An 18,620-nucleotide genomic window follows, 5' to 3' on the forward strand; every position below is an offset into this window, starting at 1 on the left:
TGACGTGCGCCGCAGTTGGCAGTCAGCACGTGTTCGGTCCGTCCGGTGGCACGTTCGGGCGCTCGAAACGCTGCGACTGGGTCTTGCCGGATCCCTCCCGCACCCTGTCGTCTTTGCACGGGCGCATTATCTGCCAGAACGGGACCTTCATGCTGGTGGACGAGAGCACGAACGGAACCTTTATGGCAGGTTCACCGACACCGGTCGGCCGCGGTCAGGCCATGGTGCTGATGGATGGATCTGTGTTTATTGCAGGACCTTACGAGTTTGTGGCCAAGGTGACGCGCAGCGGGATTGGTGCGGCCAATCCTCTGTCTCAGCCGGGCGGTGTGCCCCTGCCGCCTCAGTCGCGGCCAGACCCTCAGTCGCAGGGTCAGCCGGCGCTGGGGCCCATGGTGGATCCGTTGCAGGCGCTTGGCTCGACAACGCCAACCGCGCACGGTCCACGCCCCGAGGACCAGCTGTTGTCGCGGCAGTCGCCATATGGCGTGCCGACCCGCGGGGCGCCGTCTCTCGATCCGCTCGATTATTTGGGCGGCGGACCGGCGCCCGCGAGCCCGCCGCCAGCCCAGGAAACCATCCCGCCCGGGTTCTACCAGCCCCCCGCACCGGCACAAACGCCAAGTTTACAACCGGCGCCCGGACACCCGGCAAATGCGCCTGCCGCCCAACCCGCGGCCGGTCCCGGTGCTTGGCCGGCGGTCAACCCCGGACAAGCGGGCCCGTTCTCCACGGACGCGGCGCCTTACGGGACGCGGCCCGCACCCCAGATCCCGGATGGGGCAATGCTTTTGCCGGGGCAGGGACCCACGCCGCCGGTGGTTGCGCAGTCCCAGCTGTCAATCATGGCGTCCCCGGCCCAGCACTCGAATTCCCCTATGGCTTCCGGACAGCCCAACAATCCCGCAGCAAATCCTGCTGCGGCCAGTATTCCGGAAGATTTTTGGGCGTCTTTGACCGGAAGCCCGGCACCGGGGTCCGCGGGGGCGCATCCTGGAGGCAAGCCGTCGCGACCTGGCGCCTCCCATCCGGCCGCCTCCCATCCGGCCGGTGAGGCCGGGTCTTTCGGTCCGCAGGCCCCGGCACAACCGCCACAACCGGAACAACCTGCACCTGCAGGACAACCTTCGTCAGCGGCAAACATCCCGGCTCCAGGACAACACGGGTCCGGTGGGCTGGCGGGTCCTGGTGCGGGGCCTGCGCCCATGACTGGTCATCCGCCGGGCATTTCGATGCCGGTTCCCCCGTTGCCTTCCATGCCTGCCCCAGCCGGGCCGTTACCTCCCGGGCCAGGGACGGCGGGCGGGTTGTCCCATCTCGACGCTCTCAAGGCGCGCCGCGAACAGCGCGAGGCCGCTCTGGACGCCAAGGCGAGGGGAGACGGCGCGCCCATTTCGCCAGCCCCTGTTTCGCCAGCCCCTGTTTCGCCGCGGTCCATGCCGCCGGTTCCAGCTTCACCGCCCGCCCCGCCGATCGGAGCACCTTCGCTCGGCGGCGGCCGGAGTGATCCCGCGGCACAGCGCGCCACACGGGCAACCGGTCAGGCTCAGGCGGCGCCTGCGGGCGTCTTGCCGCAGGACGCCATGGTGTTGCAGGCTCTGTTGACCGGTCTCGGGTTTCCCGACGCGGATCTGGAAGCCCATCAGGCGGAAAAACTGGCCAGCGACGCGGGAAAAACCGTGCGCGAGATGGCCTCGGGAATGATCGCGCTGCTGGCGGCCCGAAAGATCATGAAATCCGAATTCCGGATGGACGAGACGCGGATCGAGCCGAAGGAAAACAACGCGTTCAAACAGTTCAAAGTGGCCGAACTTGCGCTCGACGAAATGCTGCTGCGGCAGAACGAAGGATATCTTCCTCCCGACCAGGCGGCGCGGCAGGCATTTCAGGACCTGCAGGATCAGACCATGATCACGGTTGCCGCCATGCAACGGGCCCTGCGGCTTCTGTTCGACCGGATGTCTCCGGACAATCTGGCGCGCGCGGCGGACGATGATGGGGCGATGCGCCTGTTTGGCGGGCGGCGCGACAAGTGGGATCAGACGAAACAGTCCTACGAGCGGTTCAGGTCCGATTTTGACGCGATCATGCGCCAGATCATCATTGAGGCTTTCACGCAGGTGCAGGAAGAGACCGCGCGCCAGCGATCCAAGGACTATTGGGGGAACAAGAAAAAATGAAACTGACACGCCGCTACATGTGTCATGGTTTGCTCATGCTGCCGGCAGCCGGTCTGATCGGATGCTCGCGTGTGCCGCCTCCGACACCGGTGGAGGTGCAGCTTCAGGCCGACGAGAATGTGAACCCGAACGAGAATGGTGATCCGGCGCCGGTTGTGGTGCGGGTCTATGAACTCAAGGGCATGAGCGCGTTCAACAACGGCGAGTTTTTCGATTTTGCCGATGACGATACCAAGCTGCTCGGCGGCGATCTCATCGGCAAGCAGGAATACGAGCTGACACCGGGTCAGACCAAGGAATACGACCGCAGCGTTTCAAGCGAGGCGACCCATATCGGCGTGGTCGCCGCTTTCCGTGACATACAATCCGCGCAATGGCGGGATTCCATTGAACTCGATGCGGAGAAGAAAAATGAGTTTGTCATATACGTGACAAGTCTTGCGGTTCGTATCCAGAAGTTGCGTCGCCGCCGCCTGGGTGTCTTCTAGATGAGTAGTCCGTGTGTATCTGCTGAATCGAAATTGCGAACATTTCCGTTTTTCAGATACTTAACCTTGAGGCACATTACGCTTATGACGAATCGACGTTTCAAAGGTCACGGGGCGGGGGTTACCCATTGAACGCGAGCGGAAAACCGCTTTGGTTGGAGGGCATGTTCCTCAGGCCTCAGCACCTTCAGCAGCATGACCGCTGGGTCGAGACCAGCCTCGAGCAGAGGGTCAAGAACCTGTCCCCCTTCACCTGGGGCGTGCGGCGGCTGGAATTCGATCCGGACGCCATGCAGATCGGACAGCTCCGGGTTGCGCAGCTCGATGCCATTCTCCCGGACGGTACGGTGTTTTCGACAGCCCAGGACCATCGGGTCGCGACTGCCCGGGAAGTCCGGCCCGAGCACCAGGGCAAGAAAGTCTATCTGTCCGTCCCGTTGCATTCCGCCGGAAACGTGGATGTATCTGTGGAGGGATCCGCCCATCATCGCTACGGCCGCTCCGAAACCGAGATTGTCAATTCAAGCGAGGCTGACCGTCCCACGGCGGTGATCGCGGTCGGTCAGCTAACCGGGCGCCTTGTGCTGGAGGGCGAGAGCCTGGACGAGGCAACCTACATTGCGCTCGGCGAAATCGAAGCCGTCGATGCCCAAGGGTCGATCCAGTTGGCCGGAACTTTCATTCCTCCGGTGCTTTATGTCGGCACAAGCCGCCGGATCATCAATCATCTGGAAGAGGTGCGCAGCCTGCTGCGCAAGCGGGCCGAGATCCTGGCATCCAATGCTTCCGGTGAAGGAACCAGTTCCCGCGCCGGGCTTCTGGACCTGATGATGCTGGGTGCGGTAAACCGCTATGAGGTGCTCCTCACGCACATGATCACCTGTGGTCTTCATGCGCCGGAACAGGTCTACAGGGAGCTTTTGGCGCTGGCCGGCGAGATTGCGACCTATGGCACGGACAGCCGCCGTCCGCCGGAACTTCCCGTCTATGATCACCGGGATTTGCGGGCCACTTTTCAGCACCTCCTTGCCGTACTGCGCGACATGCTCAGCTTCGTCGTCGAACAGAACGCCGTCAGCATCCCGCTGACCAAACGGGACTATGGCGTTTGGTTGGGCGACACGTCCGACAAGATGGTGTTTGAGAACCGGGAATTCGTGCTCATCGCCCACGCCAATGTCAGCCTGGAGGTGCTGCGAACGCAAATGCCCATCCAGATCAAGATCGGGCCGGTCGAAAAGATCCGGGAGCTTGTCAATCTCCAACTGCCGGGCGTCGGGATCACGCCCCTGTCCGTGGCCCCGCGCCAAATCCCGTACATCCAGAACGCCGTGTATTTCTCGCTGGATGTGAGCAATGAACTGTGGCCCCAGTTCCAGACCTCCGCCGCGTTTGCCCTGCACCTGAGCGGGGATTATCCGGGCTTGGGCTTGGAACTGTGGGCCATCCAGAAGGGGCAGTAGCGAAAGGCTCATGACCGACGACGACCTGGAGCATCCGACCGTCGCCCGCCGCCTGAGCCCGCGCGCGCGCACCACGTTGGGCGCCGGCGCGGCGCCCCAGGCGGACATAGAGGATGAACCGACCGTCGCCTTCGTCACGACGCCCGATCCGGCCCAAGCCGGGGCTGCACCGGCGCGGGAGGCCTTGCAGCCGGCCAACACATTCCAGGAAACCACGACGGTCCTGCGGCAACTTGAGCCGATCCCCGAACGGGCTCTCGTTCGCGCGGCGGCCCCGCTTCTGCTCTTGATCGCGCAGTTGCGCAACGCCATCGAACAGGCAGATGTCCGGGCCCTCCGGCAGAACGTGGTTGCGGATATCGATCGGTTCGAACAACTCGCCCAGAAACTGGGAGTGGAAGCCGGCGATATCATTGCCGCTCGCTATGTTCTGTGTTCGACGCTGGACGAGACCGTCTTGATGACGCCCTGGGGCAGCCGCAGCGAATGGAGCTCCAACAGCTTGCTGAACCAGTTTCATAACGAAACCTGGGGCGGCGAAAAGGTGTTTTCCATCCTGGAAAGGATCATGGCGGATCCAGCGAAGAAACTGCCTTTGCTGTTGCTGGTTCAAGCCTGCCTCAATCTCGGTTTTGAAGGCCGGTTCCGTGTTCTGGAAGGCGGGCGCGACCGGCTCGAGGACCTGAGGAGCGACCTGTCCCGCACCATCCGGCGCTACAGCAGGGTCAAGCCGGACCAACCCTTGTCCGAGATCAGGGAGGGCTACAAGCGCGGCAAGGCCGTTCACTCCTATCCGCCGATCTGGCTGGTGGCGCTGATCGGAGTGGCCGCGATCATCGTGGTGCGCGCCTATTCGGACTTCATGTTGGATGGGGAACTTGTGCCGGCCCTGGCCGACATCGAATCCCTTGAGGTGAAGTAGGACGCGCCATGTTGAGAACCTACTTCGCCAGCTTGCTCAGACCTGCCAGCCTGCTCATTTTCTTTTTCCTCTGCCTCCTGGCGGCGGCCGTCTATTTCTTTGGCGGGTCGCTGTCTGTCGCCGGGGTAACACCGCTGCAGGAAAGCCAGGTGCGGATCGCCGTCATCATCGGCATTTTCGTGCTGTTTTTTCTGCTGACGTTTCTCCGCCACTGGCTGGCACGGCGGGCGAACGCCAAGCTGATCAACTCCATGCTTGCCAATGACGAGTTGGTCGCCATGGGGCCGGACCGGTCTGCCGACGAGGTGGAATTGATCCGCGAGCGCTTCGAGGCTGCGCTCAAGAAGCTGCGCGACAATCCGCTGGACGGAAATAAGAAACGGAATTTCCTGTTCGAGCTGCCCTGGTACATCATCATCGGCCCGCCCGGCACCGGCAAGACCACGATCTTGCGCAACTCAGGCCTGGAGTTTCCGCTCGCCGAGGACGGGCAGGATGCGATTCAGGGGATTGGCGGCACGCGCAATTGCGATTGGTGGATTTCGAACGACGCGGTCCTGATCGATACTGCAGGCCGCTACACCACCCAGGACGTCAATCAGGGCATCGATTCGGCCGCTTGGAACGGCTTTTTGGAGTTGCTTCTGAAGTTCCGCCGGCGCAGGCCCGTCAATGGTGTCGTGCTGGCCATCAGCATCGCGGATGTGGCCATGACCAGCGAGAGCGAACGCGCCCGTCAGGCAGACATCCTGCGGCAGAGGCTGCGCGAATTGCACCGTGCGTTCGGCATGCGCCTGCCGGTCTATGTGATGTTTACCAAGTGCGACCTTGTGGCCGGTTTCGATGAATATTTCGATCCCTTGAAGGAAAAGGACAGGGAACAGGTCTGGGGCGTCACATTCCCTTATGACGAGAAGCAGGTCACCGTGGGGCCGGCCTTCGAAAGCGGCTTCATCGATCTTGTCGGACGTTTGGAAAAGCAGTTGCCTGACCTAATGGCAGCCGAACGCAACAACAGCCGCCGCTGCCGGATTTACGGCTTTCCCCACGAGTTCGGCAGTCTCGCGCCGGTGCTGCGAAGTTTCCTGTCCGACGTGTTCCGGGTCAGCCGGTATGAAGCGCAACCGCTTCTGCGGGGGGTGTATTTCACCTCCGGCACTCAGGAAGGTACGCCTTTCGATCGGCTTTTGGGAGCCATGGGCCGAAGCTTCTCGATCGCTCCGGCACAACAGCTGCCGCTCAGCGGTCAGGGGAAAGCCTTTTTCATCAAGGACATGCTTCAGAACATCATGTTCGCGGAGCAGAACCTGGTTGGCAAGAACACGCGTCTGGAGCGGCGGCTGGCCGCGCTCTATGCGGGCGGCGTTGCTGGAATTGCCGCGCTTGTGCTTGGTCTGTCGCTCTATTGGCTCGCCGGCCTCAATCACGCCGATCAAACGGCAGACCAAGTGGAGCAATTGGCTCAGACGCTGAGAACCGAGCAGCAATCGGCGGATCAGAACCGGTCCCTGATCAACATTCTACCGACCTTGAACGCCGCAAAGGCGCTGCGCGACGACGTGATCGATCAGGAAAACTGGCTGACGGTGACGCCCATCAGCATCGAGTCCAGGTCGACCCTTCTGCCCGCCGCGCAAAAAACCTACGAGTCCTACCTGACCGGCTATCTGTTGCCGGCCATCACCTCGCGCCTGGCTGCCCAGATTCAGTTGGTGTCGACCGCCCCGGACAGCAACAGCAGCTTGCTTCGCGATCAGCTGGAGACCTATCTCATGCTGACGACGGGTGAAAATTTCAATGCCGGCAAAGTCCAGGACGCCCTCAAATCCCAGAACGAGGCCGCGTTCATTCTGAATCCGGAAAACCGGAACAACATGCAGGCGCACATGGATGCTCTCCTGGCCCTGCTTCCCGTCCGGACGGCGGCGAACATTCCCATCGTTGACGCGGCCCGCAGCCGGATCCAGCGCGTGCCTCAGGCGACGGACATCTACAACCGGATGGTGCGCGATGCGGCCCAGCGCTTCCGCCTGGCGCCGATCGACATGGCCCGGACGGTCGGTTCGGGCGCCCTGTATATCGACACGGCTGTCGGCGGCGGCCGTTCGATCATTCCTGGATTTTACACTAAGGACGGCTTCTACAATTTCTTCCTTGCGCGCCTGCCCGAATATATCCGCTCGTCCACCGGATCCGATTGGGTGATGGGCAGTGGCGGCATGGCGGACAGCACGTACAAGACGCTTGCGAACCAAATCGTCAAAATGTACACCGACGACTACATCAAGACATGGCGCGAGGGCGTGGCCTATATCCGCCTTGTCGAAATCGGGTCCCTGGGCCGCGCGCAGATTGTCCTTCAGGAATTGTCCAGCCCGGATTCGCCCCTGACCAATGTGCTCGGGGTCTTGCGCACCAACACCCAGCTTCCTTTGCCAGGGTCCAGCGCCGATCAGGCGGCAAGCGCGGCAGCGGGCGCCGCACCTCCGGCAGCGTCCGGCGCGGTGAGCGGTTTGGTAGATTCGGCCAGCGAAGCCGCACAGAAGGCGGCCGTTCAGACTGCATTCGGGGATGCGCCCTGGCCGGGGCTTGCCATCGAGGACGCGTTCCGCCCGCTGAACACTCTGGTGGATCCCACCAATGGACAGGCGGCGCTGGACAAGGTTCAGCAACTGTTTGGCGACCTTTACGGAAATGTGTCCGGCGTGGTCACGGCCCCCGATCCGGGCAAGGCGGCTTTTGACTTCGTGAAGGGCAGGGCCCAGTCGCCCCGCAACGACTCGTTCACCAGCCTGCGCTCCGAGGCGGCGATCAAGCCGGAACCGGTGCGCTCGCTCGTGCTCTCGATCGTCAACCGGACCTGGGAGCTGCTCAATCGCACCACCTATGTCTACATCAACGACCGCTGGCAGGATGAGGTGGTCCCCGTTTGCAACGACATCATGGCCGGGCGCTATCCGTTCGTACCGGATGCCAAGGAAGATGTGAGCCTGCAGGATTTCACCGATCTGCTTGGGCCGGCTGGCGTGATCGACAAGTTCTTCAAGGACTTCATGGAACCCTTCGTGGTGGTGCGGGGGCGCCAGTTTACCGAGGTCCAGACCCATGGCAGCGGTCTGGGCATCTCCAACGAAGCGCTGTCCCAACTGTCCAGGGCGCAGACGATCCGGGATGCCTTCTTCAGCGACGGCGGCACGAGCCCGCAAGCGAAGTTCACGGTCATTCCGACCTTTCTCGATCCCAAGGCCCTGAGGTCCACATTCAAGATCGATGACGACCAGATCGTCTATCGGCATGGGCCGGAGCGGGCGAAGGACTTCACCTGGCCGAGCCAGTTCGAGGGAAGCACCGCTCAGGTCACCATCACCTTGCTCGACAACAAGAGGAAAACCCTCGAGGAGTCGGGCACGTGGGCGATCTTCCGCGTTCTTTCGGCCTCCGGATTGTCATCCGTTATCGGCCGGGACCGGTTCGAGTTCTCGATTGAATTGGAAAGCGCGCTGGCAACCTACCGGCTGACGGCGGGAAGCGTCGTCAATCCGTTCAATCTGGGGCTCTATTCCTCGTTCCGGTGTCCGCCGTCACTTTAGAGGCCCAGCCCGCGATTGGCGGCTTTGCTGCCTTTGGGGCCAAACAAACGTCGTTGCAAGAAGGGGCCGGGCCATGCGCGTTTGCGGATATTTCGGAAAACGGCCTGGGGATCGCGATTTTCTGTTCGATGGCTTGCCGGCACGGGTCGCGGACCGATGGGCGGCCATGCTCTCCGGCTGGCTCCAGGCCGCGCAGGCGAGGGACCCGGAGAACTGGCAGCGGCACTATTACGGGGCGCCGATCTGGCGCTTCGCGCTGGCGCCGGGGCATTTGAACGATCAGATCTGGGTCGGGGTGATTGCCGCCTCGGCAGATGCCTTTGGCCGGAGTTTCCCGCTTTCCGTGCTGATTTCCGCGGAAAAGGCGGGGTTGCCGGATTATCTGACCGGCCCGGTGGATCAGCTGATGGATCGGATCGAACGGCAGCTTCTGTCCTTTCTCGACGGTGGCTTGGGCCGTGCGGAGATGTTGAAGGACCTTGAGCGCGTGTCGGATGAACTGCGCCGGGCCCTGGACGTGCCACCGAAAGAGCACCTTGTCATGCTTCCGTCGCTCAGGCCTGAGGAGTTCGCCATCGCCCTTCCGGTTGCCGAACTGCAGGCCAATCCGGAGCGCCCGGGCGCAATGGTGCAATGGCCGGCGCAAACCCGGCGGCGCGAGGAACCGGACCCGTGCTACTGGTGGCACGAGGGCACGGAGACGAGACCTGCGGAACTATGCATTTCGGCGGGACTTCCATCGGGGAGCCCGACTTCTGCGTTTTTCCTGGGGGATTGGACGGGGGCTGGGTGGCGAGCCCGTGTGCATGACAGCGGGATGGAGTAACCTAAGGCACGTTCGATCGCAGCTTGAGCCCCGACCATCGAGACATCCAGTTGGAAAACGCAAGACCGAGCACCAATGCCGTGACCATTCGCGCCGAAGCCGTGACGCATCGCGGGCCACGGCATGCGCAGAATGAGGATTCGTTTTTCTCCAGTCCGGAAACGGGCCTTTTCGCTGTCGCCGACGGCATGGGGGGGCACCGGGACGGACATTTGGCCAGTGCGGCGGTGATCGAAGAAATCGCGGGCCTGCGGCAGTATCCACTGGCCCAGGCTTTCGGCCACAAAGTGGCGGCCGTAGACGCGGCCATTCACCGGGCGAACGAGCGCTTGTACCGCGCCTATCTCGACCAGCCCGAGCTTGGCATCACCGGAACCACGGTTGTCAGTCTCGTGCTGTGCGGCGATCTGGCCACCTGCCTGTGGTCGGGTGACAGCCGGCTTTACCTGTTTCGCGCCGATCATCTGTTCCTGTTGTCAGAGGACCATACCGACAACGTCGGCCGGCTCACCAATGCGATCGGGGCCGATGCGGATCCCGGGCTGGAACAGCGGACCATCGAGGTACTACGCGGCGACACGTTCGTTCTGTGCACCGACGGTTTGTTCAAGGGCATAACCGAAACGGAACTGGCCGACTGTCTGGCGGATTGGTCGGACGGGGCCGCGGACCGCTTGCTGTTCAAGGCGATCGATGGCGGCTCGCGCGACGACATCACTTTCATCATTGCCCAGGTGGCCGGGTGATGAGCGGCCTGTCCAGCCTTCAAGCGAGCAAGATCTATACGCTGGGCGGCGAAACCCCGCCGCCATTCGAGGGGGCACCGGCCCCCGGATGGGTCCTGAAAAGCCGGTTTTTGCTGCTCAAGGAAATCGGGAAGGGCGGTCAATCGCGGGTCTTCAAGGCGCTTGATCTGGTCGCCTGGAAGGCCGGGCTCTCCACCGGTACCGTCGCGATCAAACTGATGGTTGCCGACGAGGAGGGGGTCGAGCCGGATTTCATCGCGCTCATGCACCGGGAAGCGCGACGCCTGCGTGATCTCGTTCATCCCAACATCGTTCGCGTCTACGACATGGACCGTGTGGGGCAGGTTCACTTCATGGTCATGGAGTATCTGCAAGGACAGCCGCTGTCCCGGCTGATCCGGGACGCTCCGGACAGGATCCTGCCGGCCCCGATGGTCAAGCGTTTGATCACCGATGTCGGCGAGGCTCTTCATTTTGCGCACGCGCAAGGCATCGTTCACGCCGACATCAAGCCGGGAAACATCTTCGTCCAGGACAACGGCGTGATCAAACTGATTGATTTCAATATCGCATGTCCCATCGCCCGGTCCATCCGCCAGGATGAAGAGGACACCTTGCGGATCCTGATCCGTATCGGCGCGATCACACCGCAATATGCCTCGCCCCAGAGACTGCAGGGCGCGGAGCCGTGCGAGGCGGATGATGTGTTTTCATTCGCCTTGCTCATATATCTGACACTGGCCGGGCTGCGTCCCTTTGGACCCAAGAACGCGCTTGAGGCGATGGAGGCCGGTGTTCGCCCGAAGCCAATCGACGGTTTGCCCAAGCTGCAATGGGACTGTCTAGCGCAGGGACTGGCCTTTGACGATGCGGACCGGACGTCCTCCATCGGGGCCTTTGTCGAGGCATTCCTGCGCGGCGGCCCGCCCGGGGGACAGAGATGGGTTTGGCCGCGGCTGCCATGGGCGGCCACGGACGCCCGGGAATAGGCTCGCAAAGGGTGGCCGATTCCAAGCACGGGCTACAATCCGATGAAGAACCCGAATTCCTTCGTTGTGGATCCGCCCTGCGCCACATGGGCGTCCACGGCCAGACCATCCGCCCCGGTTTCGTCCGTTTCATGGTGCACGCGAAACGAGACCCCGCCGCCGAGCGAGGCGCACAGGTCGGCGAGGGCATCGGCCAGGGCCGTCGCGCTGGAGTCCGGGTTGTCCCGGTCTGGAGGCGCCGCCACGAAGGCCAGTTGAAGCACCGTGTTGAGCCGGGCAAGCGTGAGGGCATGATTGAGGCTTCCACGGCCATCCTCTTCGCCGGCGGACACGCTTTTCAGAACGGGAGCCGCGCGGAAGAACACATTTGCGCGGTTGGCTTGTCCCTCCAGGCAGCAGATCCCTGCCGAGGCAAGGCTCTCGGCCGTCCCCGGCGCGAGATGTGCGCGTCCAATGCTGGCGACCACGCCTTTTGAGTGCGGGTGTTCCAGAAGTTCCAGATTGTCGAACGAAAACCGAACTCCGGTCGGCAAGAGGGGCCATTGATGGCTTGCCTGTCCGGCAAGGACCGCCAGAAGGCCAATCCAGGCTGCGGGAGCGAAAAGCGCGGGAAAGCCGTCTTCTGCCGACCGCACACAGGCATCGTTCCAGACCAAGGCCAGATGGCCGCCCGCCGTCTCCTGGCGCAATCCGCGATAGGCGGCGAACGCCTCACCCTCGAGGGTCTGATGGGGGGCGTCCATCGCCGCTAGGGCTCCAGCAGGAACGCCCGAAAAATCGGGCTCCAGACTTGTCAGGGCGCAGGTGGCGTTTTCCTCCGCAAGGCGCGTGATGGTTTTGATCAGGCCAGCAGAAGGACCCGTCAGGTCCACCGGGTTGGCGAACAGAACAAGGTCGAACGCCGCATCCGCGAACGGGCCGTCCGGATCGCTCAGCCGGTCATGCGCCGCCTCTGAGCCGGCCGTCCGGTCGAGTTGATAGAAGAAAAGCCGGACCTGCGACGTCTCCGGCAGGTTGCTCAGCAAGATCTTCAAGCCCTGCCAGTTTCCATAGACGGTCTTGAAACGCGGCTGATCCAAGAACAGACCCGCCTGATGGATCAGGGCCGCTTCCAGCGTGCTAGACCGGTCTCCGCTATGCCTGGGCGCGGCGGGCGAGGAGGTGGCGGTGGACGCGATATACGCATTCAGAAGGTTTTTTGCGGCATTTTGATCGGGGCCCTTTTCCGTCGATTGCGCCGGGGGGTCGACCATGGAAAAAAGCCGGTCGAGATCGTCATCTCCGCTATCTGGCGGTGCGGGGTTGCCAGAAGGCAAGGGGGGCGAGCCGGCCGGGGATTGGTGGACCGGGACGCCGGGGGCAGGCGTGTCCCCTGCCGCTGCGCCGATCCGGTCGAACCGCGTGTCGGTCCGCAAATTGCCTGACCGGTCGGCGGCCCGCGCATCGGCGGCAAAGGACATGGTCTTCAACAGGTGCGCGGGACGCAGGTCGCGCGGCTGGGTGAGGCGCAGCGTTTCCGACAGATGCACCGGCATGGACCCAAGATGGTTTTCGGCCTCGATCGTCAGTTCCGGAGCAAGACGCGCCATCAACTCGGACAAATCAAGGCCGCTGATCTCGCACAAGCCGGTTTCGGGCGATGCCAGGTCTCCAATAATCAGCACACGGTAGGGCGGCGGCGGGAGGACAGCCCGGGCGGGGGCGGTGCCGTCGCCTAGTCCCACGGTAAAGGACTTGATGCCAGAAGCCTTTGGATCCTGCTCGTCAACCATGCCTGACTACCCCCTGACGTTCACCCGGGTGGGCGTTGCCTCGATGGCCAAAAAGGCGAGCGACGCCTGATCGATCACCACCCGTCCGTCCACCGAATACCCGGCCGACCGCTCCGCAACATGTCCCGAAACGGCAAAGACGATACGCGGCCGTCCGTTTGACTGGTCGACACCGACCGGCGCAAGGGTCAGGTCGAGGGTCAGCGGCTCGCCATTGCTCATAGTCTCTGTGGTTTTGCCAAGAGCACGCGGTCCGTTGCCGCCCTCAAGATAGACCTTGGGCGCCCGGTTGCGCAGATAGTCATAGATGCAGGCCCGCAACGGATCCGGTTCACGTGTAGCAGGTTTCCAGTTGGCCATGGCGTGTCCTTAGCTGGGGCGGTTCTTGCCGCCGGAGGCGAGCAGGTTGAGGGCCGCGGTCCGGATTTGCGGAACAAGGTCCGGCATGAGCGTCGCCAAGCGGCCATTTTGCGGCGCGCCGACCGGCACGATGCTGGGATACCACAGGCAGTGGCCGTCCCGGTCCGCCCAATACCACGGACGGTCAAAGGCAAGGACCACCACGCCGGGCGTTTGAAGAGCGCCCGCGGCATGGAGCGCAAGGGTGTCCGGCCCAATGACGCAGTCGAGACAGGCCGACAGCGCAGCCAGATCATGCAGGCTGCTAAAGTGCTTGCCGCCGTCCAGAATGCCCGTTCTCCCGTTCAACTGGTGGCGGGTGTCGTCCCAATTGACCGCCACCAGTGTGCCGCCCAGATCGGTGAGAGCCGGCATCAGTGTGTCCAGGGTGATCTTCGTCGGATCACCGTCCCATGCCACGCCAATCCAGGGCTTCGGGTAATCCGCCAAGGCTGTCCGCCAGCGCCCAATCCGGCCGGGATCGGCTTCAAGATAGGGCACAGGCGCTGAGACCTCGCCCCGGACCGCGGCCGGAAGCGCGGTGAACTGGGACACCGGAAAACTGGGTTTGGGGTCGCCGGGCCTGGGGTCGGTGGTCGGGACATCGTTGGCGATAAAGCTCTGGAACCCGAACAGGTCAATCAGCTGGCCCAGCGCCGCCGGTCCGACGATATGAGCGGTCTTTTGCGGGCTGAACACCCTGGCGAACCGGATCAGCGTCATCAGTTCAAGGTTCGAGGTCGCCGGGTCGATCACAAAGGCGGCTTCTTCAAGCCTGGCTTTCAGCCGGCCCGGGTCCTGAATGTCTTCGGGCGGAATCCGCAGGGCTTGGGCAATGACCGGTCCGTCAAGCGTTGCACCGGCCGCATCGACCTGCCCCGTTGCTAGCAGACTGTTGCGCATCAACGCCATGGCTTGGCTGCGCAGGGCCGGGCCGAGTGTTTGCGCGCTCGAAAACAGCGGCGCGAGCAGTTTCAAGGCCTGCGCCGGATGGCCCGCCAGACGGTAGGCGGTCGCCAGCGCCAGTGTGGCCATTGCGGCATCGGGTATACGCTTGGCGATGGGCATGAAAGCCCGAAGGGCCTCCGCCGCTTCGTTCCGCCCGGCCATGATCTTGATATAGAGGAGCCAGCCGTCGACCGACTCGGGAAACAGCAGGGTCGCCCGTTTCGCCAGCCGCAGCGCTTCGCTCGTCTGTCCGACCTCTTCGCAATTTGCCGCCAGCCCAAGCAGGTAGGTCGGGTTGTTGGGCCCGGCCAGATGCGCCTTCTCGAAGAACGGCGTGGCCTTGGCGTGATCGCAAAGCCGGGTCAGAAGATCGGCGACAAAGGCATTTGCATTGGCCTGACCCGGCGCGGTGCGGACAGCGTCCTGGGCCACTTCGAGAGCCGGGCCCAGCAGACCGTAGCCGGCATAAAGGCGCGCAATCGCAAGCAGCACATCCGTGTTCGCGGGGAGGTGATTGCGCAGCGTCGTGAGAAGTACCTCGGCCTCCGGGATCTGACCGGACGCGGCGAGGAACTCCGCTTTCATCATGACCGCGTCAGGGTACGCCTCATCAAGGGCAAGCGCCCGGTCGACGAACCGTTCCGCGTCTTCCGTCTTGCCGCTCAGCATCATGACCTTGGCACACAGGGTCAAAAAGCGGGGATCTTGCATGGTCCTGGACGTCGCGCGGCCCATGCGCTCGCGAGCCCCGTCCAGATCTCCTTCCAGAAGCCGCTGCTCCAAAAGGTGGCAGAGGGCCTCCGGATGCCCCGGCGCGATGTCGAGAATCCCTTCATAGAGGATCGTGGCGTTGTCGTGCCGGCCGGCTTTCGCGTGATCCCGCGCGGCGGTGAGGCGATCATCTACCAGAAGCATCTAACGCACTGTCCTTAAGCAATTTCGTTTTTCACGGCTCCCTGCATCATCCTACGCTGACCCGCTTGGCATCAAGGCGGACATCTTCCTTGGCTGTGACCATCGAGATGTCGCTGGTCTGCGTTGCAACGCTGTCGATGTTTTGAACGAGAATACCGGCTTGCAGCGTGTCCGTTTCCTTGATGGCGCTGGTTCGTGTTGCCGCATTGGTGTTGATCGTGCGCGCCGAAACAAACTTGTCGACGGTTGTTTCCAGCGTTTTGGTGAAGGTCTGAATAAGCTGTTTTCCGGTTTTGGTCAGCGTTTCGGAAATGAGGCTCAGGCGCCGGGCCGTCACGGTCACCTCCGGTGCGGCAAGGTCCAATTGCCTGGCCGCCTTTAACGCCACATGGCTGGCACCGGAGACGGAGAGGGTCGCTTTGCCATCACCGCCGCGCGTGAGGACAGACAGCACGTAGGCTTCGTGCGGGGCCCGATAGAGCAGAACCGTATCGCCGATGTCCGGTTGCAGCAGGCATCCGGCCGCCTGCGCCGCATGGCACGTTTCGTCGGTGTCGAGCCGAACGAGCATCTGCGACCCGGTCACAAGGGCGGTGACCGTGCCGGTTCTCAGGTCGGGGACCTCGCTGGGTCGATCCTCGGCGGTTACGGGCACGTTCAACTTTTGCGGAAAAGGCGTCAACGGTTCTCTCCGGTATCTCGATCCGCGGCGCGGGCGGTTGGCGAGCCGCGCACCGGTGTCAGACCTGGGCGGTGCTTGCGATCTTGGCTTCCCAGAAGGCGATCATGGCTTTGACGTTTCCCGTCTCCGCGGCGACCGCATTGGTGTTCGCGACAGTTGCCTGTGTCTGGGCGGCAACCGCTTCCGTGCGGGCCGTGGTGGCTGTGGTGTCGACCTGGACAGCGGATGAATAGTTGCTGATGGCGTTCGTTTCGATCTTGCCCTTCTTGAATTCGGTCTTGAAGGCGCAGAAGTCGATTTTCCAGTATCCGATATCGGTCTTGATGCCGTACAGCGTGATTTTTGAGACAGGCGCGATTTCGACAGCCCCCGCCAGCAGAACGGCGATCGACGCACCCACATGGGTTGTGAGCTTGAAACCGAAAAAATAAGTATAGCTCGCGCCCAGATGGAGCGTATCGGTCCGGCTCCAGACCTCCTTGTACGAACTGGCGTGATAGATCGAATAGGAGGCGGCTTCGTAATACTTGCGAGATACGCTGTTGACGATCGTGTATTCTTCGCCTCGGACGTCTCGCGTATAGGCTTTTGCCGTGATGTTGACCTTGCCGCGCTTGGTGTTGTCAGTCGCGTTGCCGGCGATAATGTCGATATTCTGGTTATCGCCGGACTTGAGCTTGATGGTGCTGTTGGTGCTTTCGATACCGATCTCGCCCGCCGCGTTGATGAAAAGCTTTTCACCCGCTTTGACCAGCACGCGCCCGTCGCACGCCAGAAGAATGCCCTTTCCGCCGCCGGCGGCATTGGTGTAGATGCCGGTCCCGCTTTCGGCGGCCAGATGCTGGGCCGGATAGTAGCTGGAGTGGGTGTTGCCGGTGTAGGCGGCTTGTTCCATGTCCGAGTATTCGCCCAGGCGGATGAAGCCCCCAAGGCCGGTGTCGTCGCTGAAAGATGTGTTGTCGCCGCCCAGTGTCTTCGGAACGTAGAAATAGGTATAGGCCGTCTGGTAATGCGTCCCGGTATCGGCATCGACAAGGGCGTCGCGGGAGGTGCTGCGCTGCAAATCGTTGATGTCGTCTCCCAGGTCCGAAACGGTATTTGCCAGTTGATCGAGCTGCTGCTGTGTCGTCGACATGGTGCTCTCCTGCGTGAGGATATCTCGTTTCGGGTTCAAGCCGATCCGTCGCTGATCTGCATGATGATACCGGAGGCCGTTCGCGTCCGGTGGGCTACATTCTGATTGGTCGCCGTGACCGGGTTCGTCTGTTCGCTATTCGATACCGCGCCCATGATGGCCGGGCGGTCCGGATCCCCTTCGAGGAAGGCAATCAGCACTTCCGTCCCCACCAGAAGGGTTGAATGGGACCCATAGCCGTCGCCACCGCCGTAAGGTTCCATCTTTCGGACCGTGTGGCTGGCCCGTCCCTTGGACAGACCGCTTTCATCCGACAGGAATTTCACCCGGTACCTGCCCATGGAATCGAGTTCGGCCCGTTTGCCGTCGGATTCCCCGTCGATGATCGCGATCATGTATCCGGATACGATTGGTTTCGGTGTGTCCAGTGCCGGCCGGTAACCCACATCGAACGGAACGCAGACAAAGCTGTTGCGGTAGGGTTCGGGCGACATGTCCGAGGAGCTGAAGCCGAGCGGCGTGCTCTCGATACAATGATGGTTGACTTCGACCACGGTATAGATCCCGTCGAAATCGCGGATCGGATGATCCTTCAACTCGAAGAAAATGCCCGGCCGAAGATTGGGCACATTGCTTTCACCGCGGAAAGTCAGCCGCTCGCAGGTCAGCCGCTCCGCGCGGCGTTTGGCGATAAAGTGCCCCTCGGCGGTCGTCGGGTAATTCTCGCCGTAGCGGGTCATCACTCCCTGGCTTTGAAAACCGGTGTTTTCACTGACGGCGAGCGAGACCTTGGGCGTTTCGGGGTTGTACTCGCGTAGCGCCACCGTGCCGCTTTTGGTGCTGTAGGTGCAGTTGAAGGACCAAAGACCGAGTTCACCGGTCCCCAGAACCTGTTGCTTGCTGCGGTACGGGAGCTTTTCGCTGACCACCTTGCCGGACAGTTTCTTGAAGTGCTCCTTGCGGTCCCCGAAAACAACCTTTTCCTGCCCGGAGGAATGATCGAAGGAAAAGAAGATGCCGAAGCGCTCGCACATGCGGCTGAGAAAATCGAAATCGGTTTCCCGGTACTGCATGACGAAATCCAGCTTGGGATAGTCGCTGCTGCTGGCCAGCATGTCGTGCACGATCTGCCGCGGGACCCGGTCGGAACTCGTGCTGGACGAGGCCTTGTTGGCGTCGCTCAATTCGCCGGCGATGATTTCAACCACCGTCAGATCCTTGTCTGTGCCATAGACCTGATCTTGCGCGCTGTGGCGCAGCAGGGCGAGTTCCGGCTCAACGGTGACCCGGTAGCAGAATTCCCGCGAGGGTGTAGGGTCGAGGCTTTCGGCGCGTCCGATAACGCCGATCACTTGCGTGCTTTCATCGCCGACCTCGATATCGATCGTCGCCGATTTCGCGATCATGTCCTCGAGGTTCAGAATGTCCTTGCTGAGAAAGCTCACGTCGAAGCGGTAAGCTTTTCCGAGCGCCTCATGGCCGCGCAGGGCTTCCACATGCACGTCGTTCTTGGACTTGCCGGGGAGGGTCAGGAAAAGACGGTTCTGCGGGACGACGGTATTCAT

The 18,620-nt window shown here is 62.4% G+C and carries 14 protein-coding genes and 1 pseudogene; 9 read left to right on the forward strand and 6 right to left on the reverse strand.

The genetic code is table 11. The annotated features are described in order from the left end of the window. Positions 1–29: 29 nt before the first annotated feature. The 9 genes and pseudogenes from F0184_RS21120 to F0184_RS07355 all read left to right on the forward strand — a co-directional run. Positions 30–236: pseudogene (locus F0184_RS21120) on the forward strand (FHA domain-containing protein); the annotation flags it as partial. A 1,071-nt stretch (positions 237–1,307) separates the two neighbouring features. Then, positions 1,308–2,180, forward strand: a complete 873-nt coding sequence (locus F0184_RS20865; protein WP_244299051.1) for a type VI secretion system-associated FHA domain protein — start codon at positions 1,308–1,310, stop codon at positions 2,178–2,180. Further along, positions 2,177–2,668, forward strand: a complete 492-nt coding sequence (tssJ, locus tag F0184_RS07325) for a type VI secretion system lipoprotein TssJ (RefSeq protein WP_150495532.1) — start codon at positions 2,177–2,179, stop codon at positions 2,666–2,668. The genes F0184_RS20865 and tssJ overlap by 4 nt, the downstream gene beginning before the upstream one ends. Before the next feature lie 155 nt (positions 2,669–2,823). After that, the gene (tssK, locus tag F0184_RS07330; protein WP_280176936.1) at positions 2,824–4,131 is read left to right on the forward strand and encodes a type VI secretion system baseplate subunit TssK; all 1,308 of its coding nucleotides are present in this window, start codon (positions 2,824–2,826) and stop codon (positions 4,129–4,131) included. 10 nt (positions 4,132–4,141) lie between these two features. Beyond that, positions 4,142–5,053: a type IVB secretion system protein IcmH/DotU gene (icmH, locus tag F0184_RS07335; protein WP_150495534.1), complete on the forward strand. Its 912-nt coding sequence runs from the start codon at positions 4,142–4,144 to the stop codon at positions 5,051–5,053. Between the two features lie 8 nt (positions 5,054–5,061). Continuing rightward, a complete protein-coding gene (gene tssM / locus F0184_RS07340) occupies positions 5,062–8,643 on the forward strand; it encodes a type VI secretion system membrane subunit TssM (protein ID WP_150495535.1) in 3,582 nt (1,193 codons plus the stop codon). A gap of 73 nt (positions 8,644–8,716) precedes the next feature. Continuing rightward, positions 8,717–9,469, forward strand: coding sequence for a type VI secretion system-associated protein TagF (gene tagF / locus F0184_RS07345; RefSeq protein WP_150495536.1), 753 nt, complete (start codon positions 8,717–8,719; stop codon positions 9,467–9,469). 23 nt (positions 9,470–9,492) lie between these two features. Next, positions 9,493–10,215 (forward strand): PP2C family protein-serine/threonine phosphatase, encoded by a 723-nt coding sequence (locus tag F0184_RS07350; protein ID WP_150495537.1) that lies wholly within the window; start codon positions 9,493–9,495, stop codon positions 10,213–10,215. Beyond that, positions 10,215–11,204, forward strand: a complete 990-nt coding sequence (locus tag F0184_RS07355) for a serine/threonine-protein kinase (protein ID WP_150495538.1) — start codon at positions 10,215–10,217, stop codon at positions 11,202–11,204. Before F0184_RS07350 ends, F0184_RS07355 begins: the two co-directional genes overlap by 1 nt. Before the next feature lie 32 nt (positions 11,205–11,236). On the opposite strand, the gene F0184_RS07360 is transcribed toward F0184_RS07355, so the two are convergent. From F0184_RS07360 to F0184_RS07385, 6 genes are read right to left on the reverse strand one after another with little or no spacing between them, the layout of a single operon-like run. Then, positions 11,237–12,976, reverse strand: coding sequence for a hypothetical protein (locus tag F0184_RS07360; protein WP_150495539.1), 1,740 nt, complete (start codon positions 12,974–12,976; stop codon positions 11,237–11,239). Between the two features lie 6 nt (positions 12,977–12,982). After that, positions 12,983–13,336, reverse strand: a complete 354-nt coding sequence (locus tag F0184_RS07365; RefSeq protein ID WP_150495540.1) for a hypothetical protein — start codon at positions 13,334–13,336, stop codon at positions 12,983–12,985. A 9-nt stretch (positions 13,337–13,345) separates the two neighbouring features. Further along, on the reverse strand, positions 13,346–15,238 hold the full coding sequence (locus tag F0184_RS07370; protein ID WP_150495541.1) for a tetratricopeptide repeat protein: 1,893 nt from the start codon (positions 15,236–15,238) through the stop codon (positions 13,346–13,348). A gap of 46 nt (positions 15,239–15,284) precedes the next feature. Further along, positions 15,285–15,920, reverse strand: coding sequence for a DUF3540 domain-containing protein (locus F0184_RS07375; protein ID WP_150495542.1), 636 nt, complete (start codon positions 15,918–15,920; stop codon positions 15,285–15,287). 58 nt (positions 15,921–15,978) lie between these two features. After that, positions 15,979–17,055 (reverse strand): hypothetical protein, encoded by a 1,077-nt coding sequence (locus F0184_RS07380; RefSeq protein WP_150495543.1) that lies wholly within the window; start codon positions 17,053–17,055, stop codon positions 15,979–15,981. Between the two features lie 35 nt (positions 17,056–17,090). Further along, a complete protein-coding gene (locus F0184_RS07385; RefSeq protein ID WP_150495544.1) occupies positions 17,091–18,620 on the reverse strand; it encodes a type VI secretion system Vgr family protein in 1,530 nt (509 codons plus the stop codon).

The sequence above is a fragment of the Roseibium aquae genome (assembly GCF_008711285.1).
Classification (GTDB): Bacteria; Pseudomonadota; Alphaproteobacteria; order Rhizobiales; family Stappiaceae; genus Roseibium; species Roseibium aquae.

What these genes read in the sequence shown, in the direction of transcription:
- tssJ (WP_150495532.1), top strand. Translation starts at nt 2,177, where the DNA reads ATGAAACTGACACGCCGCTACATGTGTCATGGTTTGCTCATGCTGCCG.
- icmH (WP_150495534.1), top strand. Translation starts at nt 4,142, where the DNA reads ATGACCGACGACGACCTGGAGCATCCGACCGTCGCCCGCCGCCTGAGC.
- tssM (WP_150495535.1), top strand. Translation starts at nt 5,062, where the DNA reads ATGTTGAGAACCTACTTCGCCAGCTTGCTCAGACCTGCCAGCCTGCTC.
- tagF (WP_150495536.1), top strand. Translation starts at nt 8,717, where the DNA reads ATGCGCGTTTGCGGATATTTCGGAAAACGGCCTGGGGATCGCGATTTT.
- F0184_RS07355 (WP_150495538.1), top strand. Translation starts at nt 10,215, where the DNA reads ATGAGCGGCCTGTCCAGCCTTCAAGCGAGCAAGATCTATACGCTGGGC.
- F0184_RS07360 (WP_150495539.1), bottom strand. Translation starts at nt 12,976, where the DNA reads ATGGTTGACGAGCAGGATCCAAAGGCTTCTGGCATCAAGTCCTTTACC.
- F0184_RS07365 (WP_150495540.1), bottom strand. Translation starts at nt 13,336, where the DNA reads ATGGCCAACTGGAAACCTGCTACACGTGAACCGGATCCGTTGCGGGCC.
- F0184_RS07370 (WP_150495541.1), bottom strand. Translation starts at nt 15,238, where the DNA reads ATGCTTCTGGTAGATGATCGCCTCACCGCCGCGCGGGATCACGCGAAA.
- F0184_RS07380 (WP_150495543.1), bottom strand. Translation starts at nt 17,055, where the DNA reads ATGTCGACGACACAGCAGCAGCTCGATCAACTGGCAAATACCGTTTCG.
- F0184_RS07385 (WP_150495544.1), bottom strand. Translation starts at nt 18,620, where the DNA reads ATGAATACCGTCGTCCCGCAGAACCGTCTTTTCCTGACCCTCCCCGGC.